Here is an 18799-nt window from a genome sequence, read left to right on the forward strand (position 1 = left end):
AATGAAGGGCTAGCCCTCAGTAGTTCGAAAAAGAACCCGTTCACGTGAGTGCCGACTGGGAACTTCCTGAAATGGCTCACTAATGCCGTTGTTGAGTGAGGGCTAGCCCCTAAAACAAAGAAATGTGACCTAGCTGGATTGGTTCACTTGAGATACGTCGTTTTATGCCCAAATAGGGCCTGTGCGTTGAGGAGGTGCCCACTGTGAACACAACAACGAAGTCTTTGCGACAGGTTTTTATTGCGATGCTGTCTGTGTTTGCCGTGGTAGTCAGCGCAATTAGTTTCAGTGTATTTCCTAGTCAAAGTGCTCATGCTCTTGCAGTCACCCGAGACGCAGGTGCAATTCAGATTGTGTATTCAAGTCACACAGTTCAAGTAGAGGCAATTAAGCTGATTGGAAATAAGAAATTAGCTTTTGCCTATACCCCTGGGGCGCCAGCGGATTCAGATTTTACTAATATTCCTGACGCCGCAAGTTCGATAAATTCAACGATTATCAGAACAAGAGGAATCGCTGGTGGCGGTGATTACCTGCTCACGATTCGCGCTCAACGGGATGGGCTTGGTCAGCCTTTAGCTGAAGCAGATCTTTTTGGGATTTCTGGCCTTGCCTCCGACACGAATGGTCGTATTGAGCCGTACCAAATGAATCAACGCATGAAAGAAGTTGTAAGTTTTGGAAGCTTTCCCAGCCTATGGACCATCAATTACTTATTTACCGAAACCACTTCTCAATTAGTTGTTTCCGCCCCGTTGCCCTCGAGCGTTCGAAATCTATCTAATCTGTTCCGTGGATCGTTTAATTACGACACCACTTCAAACCCTTATTTGGACTGGAATGTGTCAAATGTGACAGACATGTCCTATATGTTTAGCCGCGCTACAGCTTTCAACCAGGATTTGAGTAGCTGGAATGTATCGAACGTGACTTACATGTCTTTCATGTTCAGTCGCGCAACTAACTTCAACAATGGAGATGCTTCTGGCGCAACTTCAAACGTTGACTTACCTTGGCTGACTACTAGCCTCACAAACGTCTACGGCATGTTTTTGAATGCGAGCAACTTCAACCAAAATCTTGACACTTGGGATGTTTCAAAGTTCACAACTTTAGGTACAACATTCATGGACGCTTCCAAATTCAATAATGGAAGGGCATCTGGAGTAGGCGGCACTTTTTGGTCTACAAGTCCGAGGGGCATAGGCTCCTCACTGACGAACATGCAGGAAACTTTTTCTGGTGCAGCTGCCTTCAATCAAGATATTTCTGGGTGGAATACAGTCAATGTGACTGATATGTATGGTTCATTTAGTAACGCAACTGTCTTTAATAACGGTGCAGCCTCTGGAGCGAGCGCGGTTTGGAATTGGAATACCTCGAAAGTCACACGGCTAACTTTCGCCTTTAACTGGGCAGAGGCATTCAATGCTGACATCTCTCAGTGGGATACCCGTGCTGTGACAAATTTGGCATCAACGTTCTTCAATGCAACGAAATTTAATCAGGACATCTCGAGCTGGAATACATCTCTGGTCACGTCTATGGCTAACACCTTTACCAGTGCGAAAGCTTTCAATAAACCGCTGAATACTTGGGATACGTCGCGTGTAACGACAATGTTAGGAATGTTCTCGCAAGCGTGGGCATTTAATCAGCCCCTTAGCAACTGGAATACTGCTGCTGTAACAACAATGAGTCAAATGTTCCAAAGTGCAAAAGCATTTAACGGATCACTTTCAAACTGGAACACCTCCGCTGTCACAACAATGGCGTCAATGTTTTCTGGCGCCACAGTCTTCAATCAGCCAGTTTCACACTTTGACACGAGAAACGTCACAACTATGGCGTCCATGTTCAGTAGTGCTGGCGCTTTCAGCCAAGATGTCTCTGGCTGGGACACCGGTAAAGTAACAAGTTTCACAAGCATGTTTAATTACGCGCCATACTTCAACCAGAACCTAGGTTCGTGGCGACTGACTTCGGCAACTACTTTGTCTGGAATGTTTACGCAATCCGTTGGTACTTACAACATTTCTCAAACGAACCTCGAGAACACCTACATCGAATGGGCCCAACAGTCCCTTCCTAGCAACCTAGATTTCTCAGGTGTGTTCACAAAACGTCACTATTCAAACTGTTTGAGCAAGCAAGCATTTAATTTTCTTGATGATAGTGCCGCTTCTAGTGGTAAAAACTGGACTATGTGGGATAACTCCGGCACATTACCAACGCTAAGTTGCACAACTAATGTCACTGTGGATTGGGGTACACCCAATAAAGCAGGAAGTGTGACAAACACTTCCCCGACATCGTCCACAACAACAGTTACTCCAAACCTTAAAGCGACGTCTAACGCAGGTACTCCAGCGATTCGTTACACGGTATTCACTCAGGGAACTACGGGATGCAAAGTTGACCGACTCGGTGTGATTACCTATACAACTGCGGGAACTTGTGTAGTCAAGGCATGGGACGCCAACACCACTAGCACCATGACTGCCGCTTCTGTGACCTTCAACCTTCCGACTCCAGGAGCAGTGGGAGCGGCTTCTGCGCCCTCAACTCCGGCACTTTCGCTTTCCTCGGGTAACTTGCTTCTCAGCTTTACTGCACCCACTTCAAACGGCGGCTCTGCGATTAGCGATTACAAATACCGGTCAACTACAGATGGCGTTACCTGGTCCGACTGGGTCCCTGCAGGAACAACAAGCTCACCCATCACAATTACTGGACTTTCAGGTAGTCGATCACCGAAATACCAATTGATGGCGGTGACAAGCGCAGGTGACGGAATTGTTTCTGCAACTTCTGAAGATATAGCTTTAGCAACCCCACCAGGTGCTCCAACACTGAACTCTGCAACAGGCGGAAATGGCTCCATCAATCTGGATGTCACTGCACCGTCGAGCTCAGGCACCTCTGCAATCACGAGCTATGAATACTCAACTGATGGTGGATCTACGTGGACAGATACTTCTAGTACTTTCACAACCATCACAGCCACCGGCCTCACGAACGGAACAAGTTACTCCGTTGCAGTCCGCGCTAAGAGCACTGCCGGTGCAGGGGCTTCTTCATCTGTGTTGACAGCAACACCATTCACAGTTCCAGGGGCACCAACTTCGGTTGTGGCAACTGCTGGAGCGGGGCAGGCCTCTATTGCTTTCGTCGCACCTAGCAATGGCGGAAGCGCCATTACGAACTACCAGGTGCTGTATGCCGATGCATCCAACCAGCTAGTTTGGACCACTTACACACCGTCACCTGGTGTGACCACAAGCCCCATCGTGGTGACGGGCCTGACTAACGGAACTTCCTACGTCTTCAAGGTTGTGGCTTCAAACGCAGCTGGCACTGGACTTGCCTCAACTGTCTCTTCAGCAGTTACCCCTGTGACTGTTCCCGGAGCTCCATCTGGCCTCTTGGTTGTTCCTGGAAGTGGTCAGGCTTCCCTGAGCTTCACTGGTTCTGCCTCAAATGGTGGTTCCACCATTACTGGTTATGAGTATCGCTACACCTGGAACAGTGGAGTTAACGCTTCCACCCCGATCTCGGTGTCTTCTTCCACGCGTTCTGTAACCATCACCGGTCTGAATAATGGTGTGGCATACAACTTCGAAGTCCGAGCAGTCAATGCTCTAGGAAACAGCAGCTGGGCATCAACCGCTCAGACGACAACACCCTCAGGTGTTCCTGGTGAAGTCGTCACATCTGACGCTGTTGTGGGTAATGGAACACTGACCTTTGACTACGCACTCTCGAGTGATGGCGGATCTCCTGTAACTGATTACCAGTACCGCTACTCCTACAACCCTCGCGGCGTGGGCATCTACACGAACTTCACGTCGTGGATTTCCATGAACACCACATCCGACTCGACCAACCTGGTGATGTCTAACCTGCACAACGGTGATGCATATGTTGTTCAGATTCGTGCGGTGAACGCAAACGGTTACTCCACCTACCGTGGAAATGTAAACAACTGGGCAAGCGGTACTCCCGTGACATTCCCTGGCGCTCCAACCATCAATACCGTGACAACCGACAACGGCAAGATCACGTTGGGGCTGACGCCACCAACAGATGATGGTGGATCCAGCATTGTTCACTACATGTATCAGTTGAGCAATGACGGCGGATCTACGTGGAGCAATCCAAGCACTGCTTTTCCAACAAACAACGCAGTGACCATTCTGGGTTTGGGAAACAACACCACGTATAAGGTGCGCGTCTGTGCGAACAATGGTTCGACAAACACCGTTGGCTCTTGCGAAACTCACAACACATATAGCAACGTCGTTGACGCCGTGATGCCAGTAGCTGCTGTGCTGGTCTTGACCAATGTTCCAGGTGGCGCTGTGTACAACCAGCCCCTCACCACCCAGCCACGTATTCAGCTCTATAACAGCAGCAACCAGTTGTTGGCTGTGGGTGGTGTTGAAGTAACCGCAACAATCCACACCGGTACAGGTTCTGTGGTGAACGCGACAGCAACAACAGATTCCACTGGTCTGGCAATTTTCTCCAACCTCAAGATTGTGGGAACACCTGCTGTCAATGGTTTCAAGCTGAAGTTCTCCATCACGAACCTCAGCACCCCTGCAACCACTGGCTTCTTTACTCTTGCCAAGGGCCCCCAGGCCGCAGTCACCATGACCAATGCAACCTCGGGCTTCCCCGGTGACCAGATCACCCTGAGCGCAGCTGGTGGTTCAGGTTCTGGTGCAATCTCTTATGCACGTACCGGTTCGTCGACATGTACTGTCTCGAGCGCGAACAATGTCTGGACTCTGACTCTAGGAGACGCCGGTTCGACTTGTACTGTGACTGCTACTCGAGCCACAGATGTCTACTACCTGGCAGAAACCTCAAGTGCAGCAACCATTACCGTTGCTCAGCGCTCGCAGACACTCAGCTTTACCTCGACCATTCCAAGTAGCCCTGTTTCTGGTGGGACATACACACCTGTTGCTGTCTCTTCTGAATCTCTGACTCCTACTCTCTCCGTGACCACCAACAGCGTGTGTACACTCTCGAGCGGTGTGGTGAGTTTCCTCACGTCCGGTACTTGTACCATTCGTGCGACCCAGGCCGGTAACAACAATGTCCTCACTGCCACAGCAGTCGAGCAGGACATTGTGGTGGGCATGAAGAACCAGAACATCACCTTCCCCGCGATCAGCGACCGCAGCTACGGTGCTGCCGCATTCTTCGCCGGAGCAACTGTTGACTCAGATCTGCCACTGGCATACACCTCGACTGACACGTCGGTCTGTACTGTCGGCGCGAGCACCGGCATGATTCAGGTCAAGACCTCTGGCACTTTGACCAACACCACCTGCACGATTACCGTGAGCCAAGCTTCTGGCGACAACCGTTACGCACCTGCGAACTCAGTCAGCCGCTCCTTCGAGGTTTCGGCCATTGTTGCCACAGCTCCGTACCTGCGTGCAGTGTCCATGGGTAATGCTCAGGCCACCGTTTCCTTCACTGCACCACAGTCCAACGGCGGAGCTGACATCCAGTACTACTCGGTTGTTGCCACTTCTGCCACAGCACCGACTGTGGCAACCTACGACTGTGTTGCCACCCCGTTGGCTTCGCCTCCTGGCTGCACCATCCTGGGTCTACTCAACGGTTCGGAATACAGCTTCCAGGTCTTTGCATTGAACACCGCTGGAACTGGTGCAGGTTCGAATGTGTCGGCTACGTACATTCCTGCAACCAACCCTGACGCTGTGACAGCACTGGCTACGGTTCCTGGAAACACCACCTTGGCTATCTCGTGGGCACAGCCCGAGTCTTTGGGGGGTGGTGCGTTCACCTCGTACCAGGTATTCATACGTGAACGCGGCACCGCCTTCTCGGCAACACCTACCGCAATCGTGGGGGCAGCTGCTGGTTCGAACCCCTCCGATGTGACTGCTACTTCCTACACCGCTTCGGGACTGACCAATGGCACCACGTATGACGTGAAGGTTGTGGTCATCACCACCGCCAACACAACGGCAATGGAATCCAACACCACGATTGCGTGGGGAATCCCTGCCACAGTCCCTTCAGCAGTAAACGGTTTGACGGTGCGTGCTTTAGGTGAAACCAGCGCGTTTGCTTCCTGGACTGTTCCTACTTCAGACGGTGGTTCCCTGATCACCTCCTACGCGGTGACCACCTCAGCAGGAACTTGTGCTGCAGTTCAGGGATCCACTACGAGCTGCCTCATTACTGGCTTGACTCCTGGGTCTCAGCTTTCCGTCTCCGTCAAGGCAGTCAATGACCGTGGACAGTCTGTTGCTGCAGATGCCTCGACGACAATGCCAGGCACTGCATTTGTTCCTTCCACTCCAACAGTGAGTAACTCCAACACCTCCACCATTGGTGTTGCTCCTTATCGAGCAACTGAAGTGTCGACGGCTACTCAAACCCGCCAAAGCTTCAGCAATGTGCCGACTCCAGGTAACGGGTATGAAGCTCCCCGTTCTGGTGAAGCAGTTGTCTTAGTGAACGGCACTCCCGTCACCCCCATCATCGTGATCAACGATGGCGCAGCTGAAATCACTGTTCCCGGCTCAGTAAGCCTGACCATGTGGTCGCAGGGTACTGACGGGGAAAAGACAACTGTTGAGGACGGAACCCAACTTGTTATTGCACAGGGTTCAGACCTCGTGCTTTCGGGAAGTGGTTTCCAGCCAGCAAGCCCCACTGAAGCATGGCTCTTCAGCGATGCCACTTTGTTGGGCTCTGGTCTTGCTACCGCTAAGGGAACTGTGTCTGGAAAGTATGGTGTTGCCAGCTCGGCAATGCTCGGTGACCGCACCATCCAATTCAACGGCGTCGCTGCTGACGGTTCTGTCGTGAGCGTTGCGGTGGGTGTCACCATCATCGCTGCTGCAGAGGACTCTCCTGAGGCAATTGCTCAGAACAAGGCAGCGGCCCAACAAGACTTCACTGTGGCAATTGTTCTGGGTAGCTCGGCTGCGGTATTCCTTCTTCTCCTTGCTTTCTACCTGCGTCGCCGTAAGCAAACTCAGGACTAATCGGGAGTAGCGTGGAGCTATGACCAACTCCACGCTTTTCACGCCCATCACCCTGCGCAATCTCACCATCCGTAACCGGGTCTGGGTTCCACCGATGTGTATGTATAGCGCGCTGGGTAAAGATGGTGTTCCCACCGAATTCCACCGTGCTCACTACGGCGCATTCGCGCTGGGCGGCGCCGGCTTGGTCATTGTGGAAGCAACAGGTGTCAGCCCAGAGGCCCGTATCTCTTTCCACGACCTCGGCATCTGGAACGAGGCCCAGGTTGAGGCATTCAAGCCCATTACTGCTTTCCTCAAGGCCAATGGTGTTGTCCCCGGTATTCAACTTGCTCACGCAGGACGTAAAGCGTCGACCTCCCCTGGTTGGGGTTATGGCGGAGCTGACGAGACCATCGCTGTTGAGGACGGTGGCTGGCAGACCGTGTCTGCCTCAGCCACCGCACACGAAGGTTATGCCCCTGCTGTTGCACTGACTGAAGAGGGCATCGCTCAGGTTGTTGCTGATTTCGTTGCTGCAGCTCGACGCTCAGTAGAAGCAGGTTTCCAGGTTCTCGAGATCCATGCTGCTCACGGATATCTGATTCACCAGTTCCTTTCTCCGCTGTCGAATCAGCGCACGGATGACTTTGGCGGACCACTCAAGAACCGTGCGCGTCTGCTGCTCGACATTGTTCGAGCAGTGCACGCAGAGGTGGGCGAAGAGATTGTTCTCTTTGTTCGCTTCTCCGCAACTGACTGGGTTGAAGGTGGCTGGAACGAAGAAGAGACCAGCATCGTGACCGACTGGGTTAAAGATCTCGGTGTGGACACCGTGGATATTTCCACGGGTGGACTGTTAGAGGGCGTAAAGATTCCTGTGGGCCCCGGATACCAAGTACCCATGGCTCACTATGTGAAAGAGCACGCTCACTTGCCCACGAGTGCTGTGGGCATGATCACGACCCCAGAGCAAGCCAACGAGATCATCACCTCAGGCCGAGCTGACGCAGTGATGCTGGGCAAGGAACATTTGCGTGACCCCCACTTTGCTTTGCGTGCAGCAGCCAAGTTAGGCGTCTCGCTCGATTACGCACCACCTCAGTATCAGTGGGCGCCTTACAGTTCGTAACTCGACTCGTTAGCGAATGAACTTTGCTCGCAGAGGCAGCATCAAAAGCAGGCCGGCGAGAAGCACAACCACGATGCCGAGGATACCGAAGTAGGTAGCACCACCAATCGTGACGAAGAGTGCAAAGAGCGTGGGTGCGATGAAGCTGATAGCGCGACCTGTCGTGGCGTAAAGCCCGAAGATCTCACCTTCCTGACCCTCAGGAGCAAGGTGACCAAGGTAGGCACGAGAAGATGCCTGTGCTGGGCCCACGAAGAAGGTGAGCATGAGGCCACCAATCCAGAAGGCTGTCGCACCACCATCGTGGAAGAAGAACAAAGCTATTCCGGTAATGACGAGTCCGGTCAATGCGATGACAATGACGCGCTTAGGGCCAATCTTGTCGTCGATCCAACCTGAGAACAGCACACCAATTCCGGCGACAAGGTTGCCGCCAATAGCGAAGAGGATGACCTCTGTGAAGCTCAAACCAAAGACGGTTCCCGCCAGGATGCCGCCGAAAGCAAACACGGCAGCAAGACCGTCACGGAAGACGGCGCTCGCAAGAAGGAAGTAGAAGGTGGGTCGAGAGTTCTTGTAGAGGTCTGCAATCTTTCGGAACAAGATTTTGTAGGACTCGAGGATGCCGGCTTTTTTGCCTGGCTTGGTGGCGATGTTTTCTGGAACATTGAGCAAGACCGGAATGGAGAAAATCAATGCCCAGATGGCTCCGAAGACGGCGACAACACGAATGTTCATTCCGCCGTCAGTGGTCACGCCAAACCAATAGGGGGGATCGCCCAAGATGAATCCGACTAGAGCAATCAAGAGAACGACGATGCCACCGAAGTAACCCATTCCCCAGCCAAAGCCAGAGATGCGTCCCATGTTCTTGGGGGTGGATACCTGAAGCAACATGGCGTTGTAGTTCACATTCGCCATTTCATAGAACACGTTGCCAATGGTGAGCAGCACGATTCCCAGTGCGAAGAACTGTGGCGCACCTTCCACAAAGAACATGGCGGCTGTTGCGAGGATCACAATGCCGGTGTTGATGCCAAGCCATAGCTTGCGCTTTCCGCCAGCGTCGGTGCGCTGACCAACCACGGGAGCAATCACGGCAACCGCGACGCCACCAATTGCCAGGGCCCAGCCCACCCAGCTGGTGAGGTTGGCCTCGGCTGCTTGGAAGTTAGCCAGAGCGGCGCCGGTGGCCACACCCTCGCCACCGGCAGCTTCGTAAGCTTCGACAATCTTGGGATCAATGAAGTAGCTCGAGACGATGTAACGAGCGAAGACGAATGTCGTGATGAGCACACTAAAGGCAGAGGTTCCCCAGTCCCAGAGCGCCCAGGAGATGACCTGCTTGCGGGGAATCTTTACTTCTACAGCACCGGTGCTTGACATGTGCTCAGGGTATCTTGCCCGCGCGGTTACAGGGAAGAACTCGAGGTGAACACCCCATGAATCCAAAGTTGAGTCGAGAAAGCTCAAGATTTGCTGTGAACGCTTGACTCTGCTTGCATCCGGTGGCAAACTTGATACATCAGGACTCAAGTCTTGAACAGACTTCATATAAACACTGGACTTCCGGCCACAAGCCGGGGAGAAACAAGGAGATAAACACATGTCACGTGCAGTAGGCATTGACCTCGGAACGACCAACTCGGTCGTTGCCGTACTCGAAGGTGGCGAGCCCACCGTTATCGCTAACGCTGAAGGTTTCCGCACTACCCCCTCGGTAGTCGCGTTCACCAAGGATGGCGAAGTACTCGTTGGAGAGCCCGCAAAGCGCCAGGCCGTTACCAACGTTGACCGCACCATTGCGTCGGTCAAGCGTCACATCGGTACCGACTGGACCGTTGCAATCGACGACAAGAAGTACACCCCTCAGGAAGTTTCTGCTCGTATTCTGGGCAAGCTCAAGCGCGACGCTGAAACCTACCTCGGTGACACCGTCACTGACGCCGTGATCACCGTCCCTGCGTACTTCAACGACGCTGAGCGTCAGGCAACTAAGGATGCTGGTGAGATCGCAGGTCTGAACGTTCTGCGTATTATCAACGAGCCCACCGCAGCTGCTCTGGCCTACGGCCTAGACAAGGGTAAGGAAGACGAGCTCATCCTCGTATTCGACCTCGGTGGTGGAACGTTCGACGTTTCCCTGCTCGAAGTGGGCAAGGATGACGACTTCTCAACCATTCAGGTTCGCTCGACCTCTGGTGACAACCGCCTCGGTGGTGACGACTGGGATCAGCGCATCGTGGAGCACCTCATCAAGCGCTTCAAGGAGTCAACTGGTGTTGACGTGTCCAAGGACAAGATTGCTCTCCAGCGTCTGAAGGAAGCTGCTGAGCAGGCAAAGAAGGAGCTCAGCTCCTCCATGAGCACCAGCATTCAGCTGCCTTACCTCTCTCTGACCGAGAACGGCCCAGCCAACCTCGATGAGACCCTCACCCGTGCACAGTTCGAGTCGATGACCGAAGACCTCATCGCTCGCACCAAGAAGCCATTCGAGGATGTCATCAAGGAAGCCGGCGTCAAGGTGAGCGACATTGCTCACGTTGTCCTCGTTGGTGGATCGACCCGTATGCCCGCTGTGGCAGAACTGGTCAAGAAGCTGACCGGTGGCCAGGAGCCCAACAAGACCGTGAACCCTGATGAGGTAGTTGCCGTTGGTGCTGCCCTTCAGGCTGGTGTTCTTCGTGGCGAGCGCAAGGATGTTCTGCTCATCGACGTCACCCCATTGAGCCTCGGTATCGAGACCAAGGGTGGCATGATGACCAAGCTCATCGAGCGCAACACCGCGATCCCCACCAAGCGTTCGGAGACCTTCACCACCGCTGACGACAACCAGCCCTCGGTATCTATCCAGGTATTCCAGGGTGAGCGTGAATTCACTCGTGACAACAAGTCACTGGGTAACTTCGAGCTCAGCGGTATCGCACCAGCACCTCGTGGTGTTCCACAGGTTGAGGTCACCTTCGACATCGACGCTAACGGCATCGTGCACGTGTCCGCTAAGGACAAGGGCACGGGCAAGGAGCAGTCGATGACGATCACCGGTGGCTCTTCTCTTCCCAAGGAAGACATCGAGCGCATGGTTCGCGAAGCTGAAGAGCACGCAGCTGAAGACAAGGCACGTCGTGAGTCTGCAGAGACCCGCAACGGTGCTGAACAGCTTGCCTACTCGATCGAGAAGCTCATCAAGGAGAACGAAGACAAGCTCCCCGAGGACGTCAAGTCCGAGGTTCAGGGTGATGTTGACGAGCTCAAGACTGCTCTCGCAGGTGAGGATGACGCAGCAGTGAAGACTGCCTACGACAAGCTCATGGAAAGCCAGGGCAAGCTCGGCGAAGCCATTTACGCAAACGGCCAGGCAGAGGCAGGCGCTGAAGGCGCTGCTGAAGGCGAAGCCGCTTCGGACGATGACGTTGTTGACGCTGAAGTTGTCGAAGACGACGAGGCTGACAAGGACGCTAAGTAAGCATGTCCGACCAGAACGAGAACCCAGTAGAGGAGCCCCTGAACGGGGGCTCCTCCGCAGGGGATTCCAACGCAGCTGGCGAGAACGCCGGCTTTGTTGAAGATCCTGGATACGACACCGCTGAAGGCATCTCTTTAGAAGACGCTGACGTGGAGACCTCTCTGACAGATGCCGACCTTTCCTTCCTCGAAGAGGCAGAAAGTGATCTGGCAGCAGAGCGTCTGGCTGACTTGCAGCGCGTCACCGCTGAGTATGCGAACTACCGCAAGCGCACCGAGGCCAACCGTGAAATCGAACGCGAACGCATCATCAGTGACACTGTGAAGATTCTTCTTCCTGTGCTCGATGACATCGATCGTGCCGAGAAGCACGGCGATCTGGCTGAGGGCTCCGCCCTAGCAGCCATCGCCGGCAAGCTTCGCGGCGTGACCGAGCGCCTCGGCCTCGTAGCTTACGGAGCAGCCGGCGATGTATTCGACCCCAACCAGCACGAAGCAATCCTGCAGCAGCCCACCCCAGGTGCCACTGCAGAGACAGTGCTGGATGTTGTCGAGACCGGCTACATGCTTGGCCTCACACAGGTACGCGCGGCTAAGGTTGTCGTCGCTGTTCCTGCTGACTAAATTTTCCGAAACGACATAAAGAAAGGGGGCGCATATGGCCAGTCAAGATTGGTTCGATAAAGACTTTTATAAAGTCCTCGGCGTCTCCAAAGACGCTTCGGAAGCAGATCTGAAGAAGGTGTATCGCAAGCTCGCTCGCGAGTTCCACCCTGACTCCAACCAAGGCAACGCCAAGGCTGAAGCAAAGTTCAAAGAAATCTCTGAGGCCTACTCGGTGCTTTCCGATAAGGATCAGCGCGCAGAGTATGACCAGATTCGTGCCATGGGTTCCGGAGCACGCTTTAGTGCTGGCGGACCCCAGGGTGGTTTCGATGACGCCTTCAGTGGTTTTGGTCGCGGTGGACAGCAATACAACTTCCAGGGCGGCGGTTTCGAAGACATCCTCGGCGGCATGTTTGGTGGCGGTGGCCGTTTCGGTCAATCCTCTGGCGGCTTCCGTGGCTACGGTGGACCGCAGAAGGGGCAAGACATTGTCTCTTCGGTCACTATCGACTTCTTTGAAGCTTTCCATGGCGACACCATGAGCCTGACTACCAGCGAGGGTCGCACCGTCAAGGTGAAGATCCCTGCTGGTGTTGCCGACGCTCAGAAGATTCGTCTTCGTGGCAAGGGTTACCCCAGCCCCGACGGTGGCGAAGCAGGTGACATCGTTCTCACCGTGAAGGTGAAGAAGCACCCTGTCTTTGAACGCGATGGTTTGAACATCAAGGTCAACGTTCCTGTGACGTTCGTCGAGGCAACCCTCGGCGCGACGATCGAGGTTCCCACACCTGATGGAGAGAACGTGAAGCTCAAGGTTGCCCCTGGCACTCCGAGTGGACGTTCACTTCGTGTGAAGGGTCGCGGAATCAAGACAGCGAAGGACAGCGGTGACTTGCTCGCCGTTGTTCAGGTTGCCGTTCCTTCCCACCTCGATGACGCTGCTCGCGAAGCACTGGAGAAGTTCTCCGCTGTTGCGCCAACTGAGAACCCTCGCGCAGACTTGCTTTCAGAAGCTAAGCGCTAACAACTAACCAGAGAGAAAGGTTAAAGCATGGACGAGAATCAGCCCATCTTTACTATCTCGATGGCTGCAGAGCTTGCAGGTATGCACCCGCAGACTTTGCGACAGTATGACCGCATCGGCCTGGTTCAGCCAGGCCGAACAGCGGGTCAATCACGCCGCTATTCCATGCGCAATGTTGTCCAGCTCCAGGAAGTGGCCAGACTCAGTGCCGAAGGCCTTTCTCTTGAGGGCATCCGCCGCGTTCTGGAACTGGAAAACCAAAACGATGCACTGCGTGCCAGGGTTCGCGAACTTGAAGCCGCCCTGGCAGATGCTCTTCTGAACCAGCCAGGCCGTCGCGTCTTTGCTGCGGGTGCAGCGGGAGATGTGGAGAGCTTGCGTGCTGGAACACGTGCTCGCCGTCGCACTGATGTTGTGGTCTGGCGTCCCTTCGGGCGTGACTAGTCCTTCACAGTCCACAATTTCAAGAATTACTCACTGCCAGAGCGGTATCGCTTCTCGCTCAATTGCCAGATGCCATTTTTATCAATAACGGTAAGAATAGGGATGTGATCTATTTGGATAACCCACAGGTATGGACTCTCATCGGAGTTTTCAGTGCAGCGATTTTTGCCCTGATTGGTGTTGTTTTTGCAAGTTTCAGAATGATTGGAACAGGGCTTCGCGCAGAAATGGCAAGCATGCGAAATGAACTTGGTGCCCGCATGGATGCCCGGTTCGATCACTTAGACCGCGATGTTCAATTACTCATGACCAAAGAGTTTGGTGATCGTTAGAGTTATTCTGTTTTCATGACTGATTCCGGAATCCAGACTCTGCTCGATGACTACTTCGAGCTCATCCACACGCAAGACATGTCGCTCTTCGACAAGGTCTTCCACAAGGACAGCAACCTCTACTCCTCTGAGAACGATGAGATTGTGATTCGTCCAGCTGACTTCTATCGCGGACAAATGGAAGCTCGCACCTCTCCCCAAGATTCAGGGAATGCCCGACGTGACGAGGTTCTCTTGGTCGACCAGATTTCTCCAGAAGTTGCCCTGGCAAAGGTTCAGCTCGAGATGTTCGGTGGGGTTATGCAGGACTATTTGAACCTGCTCCGCGTAGACGGATCATGGTTCATTATTTCCAAGCTGTACAAGCAGGTTGGAAAGTCCGCATAGTCTCAAGGGGTGAGCACATTCCCTTTTGAGTCCCTCAGGCGTTTGCCTGATTTCGAGTCCCCAGAGCTTCTGGCCAGTGACGCCGCAGATCGCTTGCTGCTATCTGAGCTCAAACATGAGGTCGAAGCCGATCCCAGTCTGCTCGAGGCAGGGCTCGTCGTCATCGGTGACAGCTATGGTGCCATCACGTTGGCAGCGATTGCGGACTTAGGGTTTACCTCCGTTCGCGTGCATCAAGATGCACGCTCAGGTGAGCTCGCACTCGATAACAACGCCAAGGAACTTTCCATTACGGGTTTCACTCACCATGACTTGGATAAAGAGTTAGTCAGTGGTGCCCGCATCGTGGCGATGCGATTGCCCAGGTCTCTTGACCAACTCGATCAGTGGAGCTCACTCATTGCTGCTTATGCAGCCCCGAACGTGCAGGTGTTCGCCGGCGGACGCCTCAAGCACATGACTCTGGGCATGAATGATGTTCTCAAGCAGTACTTCGGCATGGTCGTGGCCAGCTTGGCTGTCCAGAAGAGCCGTGTATTGCGTGTGAAAGAACCCATGAGCGATGTCGCTCTTGAAGCTCTCTCCACATGGCCCAAGTCCAAGCGCTATGACGTCATTGATATGACCGTCTGTGCACACGGCGGCGTCTTTGCCGGAATCAATCTTGATATCGGAACGCGGGAGCTTCTCGCGGTCCTCGATCAGACTCCTACTGATGCCAAGCGCATCATCGACTTTGGCTGCGGTTCAGGTTTGCTTGCCGTGGCAATCTCCAGGCTTCGTCCTGGCGCCACGGTCATCGCAAGCGATCAGTCTTCAGCAGCTGTTGCGTCTGCCAAGGCAACTCTGGAGGCAAACGGTCTGGGTGGCGCTGTTGAGGTTGTGCGTGATGACGGGCTGTCCTCGCAAGCAGATGCTTCTGCCGATGTGATCTTGTTCAACCCCCCGTTCCACTCGGGTGCTGCCGTGCATTCTGACACCAGCGTGAGGCTGTTTGCTGAGGCTGGTCGTGTGCTCAAGCCAGGCGGAGAGCTGTGGGTCGTGGCAAACAGCCACCTTGGCTACAAGCCCATCCTGAACAATCTGGTGGGTGAAACGAAGGAGATCCGAAGGACTCCAAAGTTCACGGTTACCAGCTCTACTAAGGCCTAGTTCACAGCATTCTCACAGCCCTGGAGCCCTAGTTATTCCTAGTGTTTTCGGGTAAACTTGAGTCATCATCACTCAACTTTGTTGGGTGGTGAAATCCACACAAGGAGATAGAAAAACATGCAACAAGAGCCGCAAGAAGAAAAGAGCGCGCTCGAGCTATACGGTGTCAACCTCACCGAAATTGCAAAGAGCGGCAAGCTCGACCCCGTCATCGGTCGCGATGCGGAAATCCGTCGAGTCAGCCAAGTGCTTACTCGTCGAACCAAGAACAACCCCGTGCTGATCGGTGAACCAGGCGTGGGAAAAACTGCTGTCGTGGAAGGACTCGCCCAGCGCATCGTCGCCGGTGACGTCGCCGACAGTCTCAAAGGAAAACAGCTTGTCTCCCTCGATATCTCTGCCCTCATTGCAGGTGCAAAGTATCGAGGTGAATTCGAAGAACGCCTCAAGGCGGTCCTCAAAGAAATCAATGACTCAGACGGTCAGATCATTACCTTCATCGACGAACTCCACACCCTGATGGGTGCTGGCGGAGGCGAAGGCTCCGTGGCAGCAGCCAACATGCTCAAGCCCATGCTTGCTCGTGGTGAGCTGCGCCTGATTGGTGCAACCACCCTGGATGAGTATCGCGAGTTCATTGAGAAGGATGCTGCACTCGAGCGTCGCTTCCAACAAGTGTTCGTGGGAGAGCCCAGTGTTGAAGACACTGTGGCCATTCTGCGTGGACTGAAAGAACGCTACGAAGCCCACCACAAGGTGGCCATCGCAGACAACGCCCTCGTTGCTGCCGCTGCCCTGTCCAACCGTTACATCACCAGCCGCCAGCTTCCCGATAAGGCCATTGACCTCATCGATGAAGCAGCCAGCCGTCTGCGTATGGAGATTGACTCGGCCCCGGTCGAGATCGATGAACTGCGTCGCAGCGTTGACCGTCTCAAGTTGGAAGAGCTTGCTCTGAAGAAGGAGAAGGACGACGCCTCGAAGGAGCGCTTGGCCAAGCTGCGTGAAGACATGGCAGAACGTCAGGGTCGCCTCGATGAGCTCGAGAAGCGCTGGGAGTTGGAGCGTAATGCTCTGAACCGCGTGGGTGAACTCAAGACCAAGCTCGATGCCGCCCGTATTCAGGCAGAGCGTGCTCAGCGTGAAGGACAGCTCGAGCAGGCAAGCCGTTTGCTCTATGCGGAGATTCCTGAGCTTGAGCGTCAGTTGGCTGAGGCAGAGTCTGCTGAGCAGACCGACACCGAGCGCATGGTCAATGACCAGGTGACCAGTGACGACATTGCATCCGTCATTGCAGCCTGGACAGGTATTCCTGTTGACCGCCTGACCAAGGGTGAGACCGAGAAGCTCCTCACTCTTGAGGCAGAGATCGGCCGTCGCCTGATCGGCCAGAAGAAGGCTGTCCAAGCAGTTTCAGAATCTGTCCGCCGGTCACGTGCGGGCATTTCAGATCCTGATCGTCCCACGGGTTCCTTCCTCTTCCTCGGACCCACTGGTGTGGGAAAGACGGAGTTGGCTAAGGCGTTGGCGGAGTATCTCTTCGACGACGAGAAGGCCATGATTCGTATCGACATGAGCGAATACGGAGAGAAGTTCTCCGTCTCGCGTCTGGTGGGTGCTCCTCCCGGATATGTCGGATATGAAGCTGGCGGTCAGCTCACAGAAGCTGTTCGTCGTCGTCCCTACTCGGTAGTTCTGCTCGATGAAGTCGAGAAGGCCCACCCTGAGGTGTTCGATGTTCTGCTGCAGGTCCTTGACGATGGACGCCTGACCGATGGTCAGGGTCGCACCGTGGACTTCCGCAACGTCATCTTGATCCTCACCTCCAACCTAGGTTCACAGTTCTTAGTTGACCCTGACCTGAGTTGGGACGAGAAGGAACGCGCAGTCAACGAGACGGTACGCCAAGCTTTCAAGCCTGAGTTCGTCAACCGTCTCGATGACATCGTGGTGTTCTCGGCACTGAGCCAAGAAGACCTCGGCCAGATCGTGGAGCTCTACATCGACCGCTTGCAGAAGCGTCTGGGTGAACGCCGCCTTGAGCTGGCTGTCACACCTCAGGCTCGCACCTGGCTTGCCGAACGTGGTTATGACCCCATTTATGGAGCACGTCCACTTCGTCGCCTGATGCAGCACGAGATCGATGACCGTTTAGCAACCGCTCTCTTGGGTGGTGCTATCCGCGACGGCGACATCGTCCGAGTGGATCTAGATGGAGATCAGCTCAGTGTCGCTCCTGCATCGCCACAACCTGTCTACGACGCGGGAGATGAAGACCCCTTCATCGAAGCCGAGTTGATGGAAGACAAATAAATATTTCTCAACATTGGGAATAACAGCACGGGCATCCCGTTATCTCTCGTGGATGCCCGTGCTCTTGCATGGAAACCAACGTTCTCACACACAACACAAGGATGAACATGTCACGCAACGCACACACCAGCACTCCAATCAACCCTGTCTTGGCAGCTCGCTGGAGCCCTCGCTCTTTCGACACCACCGCAACCTTGACCCCAGCAGACCTCACTCCTGCATTTGAGGCAGCTCGCTGGTCGCCTTCGGCAAACAACAGCCAGCCTTGGCGTTTCATCGTGGGTTTCCGTGGAGATGACACCTTCAACGCCATCCTGCCCACCCTGGCCGGCTGGAACACTGCATGGATGCCCAACGCGTCAGCAATCGTCATTGCTGTTACTCAGACTGCTGGCCCCGATGGCACCCCAAACCAGTACGCCATCTATGACCTCGGACAGTCCGTTGCTCACTTCTCCATCCAGGCTCAGACCGACGGACTCTACGTTCACCAGGTTGCTGGAACCGACGTTGCTGCACTGAAGGAGATCTTCAACCTTCCTGCAGGCTACGAAGCATTCGTGGCAATCGCAGTGGGCAAGCTTGCTCCTGCTGATGAGCTTCCTGAGCCTCTTGCAGAGCGCGAGAAGGCACCTCGTGTTCGTCACGAGCTTGCTGAGATCGTTCGTTACGACGCATTCGAAGACTAAGTCTTTACCAATAAGGAAAGCCCCGAGATTATTTCTCGGGGCTTTCCTTATGTCTGTGTGAGTACTTAACTCAGAACCTTCTTCACTGCCTCAGCGAAGTAGTCAATGTCATCTTCGGTGGTGTCCCATGCGCACATCCAGCGCACTTCACCCGTGGCAGCGTTCCAGTCATAGAAACGGAACTCCTTGCGCAGTTCGTCAGCAACACCAGCAGGTAGGGTCACGAAGACACCGTT

At 54.2% G+C, this 18799-nt stretch carries 12 protein-coding genes and 2 pseudogenes; 12 read left to right on the forward strand and 2 right to left on the reverse strand.

The features are described from left to right. Window positions 1-659 precede the first annotated feature (659 nt). From Q0362_RS09695 to Q0362_RS04100, 3 genes and pseudogenes are all read left to right on the forward strand, one after another. A pseudogene (locus tag Q0362_RS09695) lies at window positions 660-2006 on the forward strand (BspA family leucine-rich repeat surface protein); the annotation flags it as partial. Between the two features lie 285 nt (window positions 2007-2291). Further along, the gene (locus tag Q0362_RS04095) at window positions 2292-7040 is read left to right on the forward strand and encodes a fibronectin type III domain-containing protein (protein ID WP_298120093.1); all 4749 of its coding nucleotides are present in this window, start codon (window positions 2292-2294) and stop codon (window positions 7038-7040) included. Between the two features lie 19 nt (window positions 7041-7059). Further along, a complete protein-coding gene (locus Q0362_RS04100; protein WP_298120096.1) occupies window positions 7060-8151 on the forward strand; it encodes an NADH:flavin oxidoreductase/NADH oxidase in 1092 nt (363 codons plus the stop codon). 9 nt (window positions 8152-8160) lie between these two features. Here the strand turns inward: Q0362_RS04100 and Q0362_RS04105 are convergent, their stop codons facing one another. Then, window positions 8161-9537 carry an MFS transporter gene (locus Q0362_RS04105; RefSeq protein WP_298120098.1) on the reverse strand — a complete coding sequence of 459 codons (1377 nt, stop codon included), beginning with the start codon at window positions 9535-9537 and terminating at the stop codon, window positions 8161-8163. Window positions 9538-9757: 220 nt separating this feature from the next. Between Q0362_RS04105 and dnaK the strand changes: the two genes are divergently transcribed. The 9 genes from dnaK (at window position 9758) to Q0362_RS04150 (ending at window position 18563) form a co-directional block, all read left to right on the forward strand. Further along, window positions 9758-11617: a molecular chaperone DnaK gene (gene dnaK, locus Q0362_RS04110; protein ID WP_298120099.1), complete on the forward strand. Its 1860-nt coding sequence runs from the start codon at window positions 9758-9760 to the stop codon at window positions 11615-11617. Window positions 11618-11619: 2 nt separating this feature from the next. Then, the gene (locus Q0362_RS04115; protein WP_298120102.1) at window positions 11620-12240 is read left to right on the forward strand and encodes a nucleotide exchange factor GrpE; all 621 of its coding nucleotides are present in this window, start codon (window positions 11620-11622) and stop codon (window positions 12238-12240) included. Window positions 12241-12274: 34 nt separating this feature from the next. Next, entirely contained in the window at window positions 12275-13246 is a 972-nt protein-coding gene (locus Q0362_RS04120) for a DnaJ C-terminal domain-containing protein (RefSeq protein WP_298120105.1), read from the forward strand. A gap of 27 nt (window positions 13247-13273) precedes the next feature. Next, on the forward strand, window positions 13274-13690 hold the full coding sequence (locus Q0362_RS04125) for a heat shock protein transcriptional repressor HspR (RefSeq protein WP_280794734.1): 417 nt from the start codon (window positions 13274-13276) through the stop codon (window positions 13688-13690). A gap of 104 nt (window positions 13691-13794) precedes the next feature. After that, on the forward strand, window positions 13795-14022 hold the full coding sequence (locus Q0362_RS04130) for a hypothetical protein (RefSeq protein WP_096382992.1): 228 nt from the start codon (window positions 13795-13797) through the stop codon (window positions 14020-14022). Between the two features lie 15 nt (window positions 14023-14037). Then, on the forward strand, window positions 14038-14409 hold the full coding sequence (locus tag Q0362_RS04135; RefSeq protein WP_298120111.1) for a nuclear transport factor 2 family protein: 372 nt from the start codon (window positions 14038-14040) through the stop codon (window positions 14407-14409). 9 nt (window positions 14410-14418) lie between these two features. After that, window positions 14419-15561 (forward strand): class I SAM-dependent methyltransferase, encoded by a 1143-nt coding sequence (locus tag Q0362_RS04140; RefSeq protein WP_298120113.1) that lies wholly within the window; start codon window positions 14419-14421, stop codon window positions 15559-15561. Window positions 15562-15678: 117 nt separating this feature from the next. After that, the gene (locus Q0362_RS04145) at window positions 15679-17874 is read left to right on the forward strand and encodes an ATP-dependent Clp protease ATP-binding subunit (protein ID WP_298120115.1); all 2196 of its coding nucleotides are present in this window, start codon (window positions 15679-15681) and stop codon (window positions 17872-17874) included. 107 nt (window positions 17875-17981) lie between these two features. Continuing rightward, window positions 17982-18563 carry a nitroreductase family protein gene (locus tag Q0362_RS04150; RefSeq protein WP_298120119.1) on the forward strand — a complete coding sequence of 194 codons (582 nt, stop codon included), beginning with the start codon at window positions 17982-17984 and terminating at the stop codon, window positions 18561-18563. Window positions 18564-18628: 65 nt separating this feature from the next. Here the strand turns inward: Q0362_RS04150 and Q0362_RS04155 are convergent. After that, window positions 18629-18799, reverse strand: a pseudogene (locus tag Q0362_RS04155) (threonine aldolase); the annotation flags it as partial.

It is taken from the genome of uncultured Aurantimicrobium sp. (assembly GCF_936931525.1).
Classification (GTDB): Bacteria; Actinomycetota; Actinomycetes; order Actinomycetales; family Microbacteriaceae; genus Aurantimicrobium.

What these genes read in the sequence shown, in the direction of transcription:
- Q0362_RS04100 (WP_298120096.1), top strand. Translation starts at nt 7,060, where the DNA reads ATGACCAACTCCACGCTTTTCACGCCCATCACCCTGCGCAATCTCACC.
- Q0362_RS04105 (WP_298120098.1), bottom strand. Translation starts at nt 9,537, where the DNA reads ATGTCAAGCACCGGTGCTGTAGAAGTAAAGATTCCCCGCAAGCAGGTC.
- dnaK (WP_298120099.1), top strand. Translation starts at nt 9,758, where the DNA reads ATGTCACGTGCAGTAGGCATTGACCTCGGAACGACCAACTCGGTCGTT.
- Q0362_RS04115 (WP_298120102.1), top strand. Translation starts at nt 11,620, where the DNA reads ATGTCCGACCAGAACGAGAACCCAGTAGAGGAGCCCCTGAACGGGGGC.
- Q0362_RS04120 (WP_298120105.1), top strand. Translation starts at nt 12,275, where the DNA reads ATGGCCAGTCAAGATTGGTTCGATAAAGACTTTTATAAAGTCCTCGGC.
- Q0362_RS04125 (WP_280794734.1), top strand. Translation starts at nt 13,274, where the DNA reads ATGGACGAGAATCAGCCCATCTTTACTATCTCGATGGCTGCAGAGCTT.
- Q0362_RS04135 (WP_298120111.1), top strand. Translation starts at nt 14,038, where the DNA reads ATGACTGATTCCGGAATCCAGACTCTGCTCGATGACTACTTCGAGCTC.
- Q0362_RS04145 (WP_298120115.1), top strand. Translation starts at nt 15,679, where the DNA reads ATGCAACAAGAGCCGCAAGAAGAAAAGAGCGCGCTCGAGCTATACGGT.
- Q0362_RS04150 (WP_298120119.1), top strand. Translation starts at nt 17,982, where the DNA reads ATGTCACGCAACGCACACACCAGCACTCCAATCAACCCTGTCTTGGCA.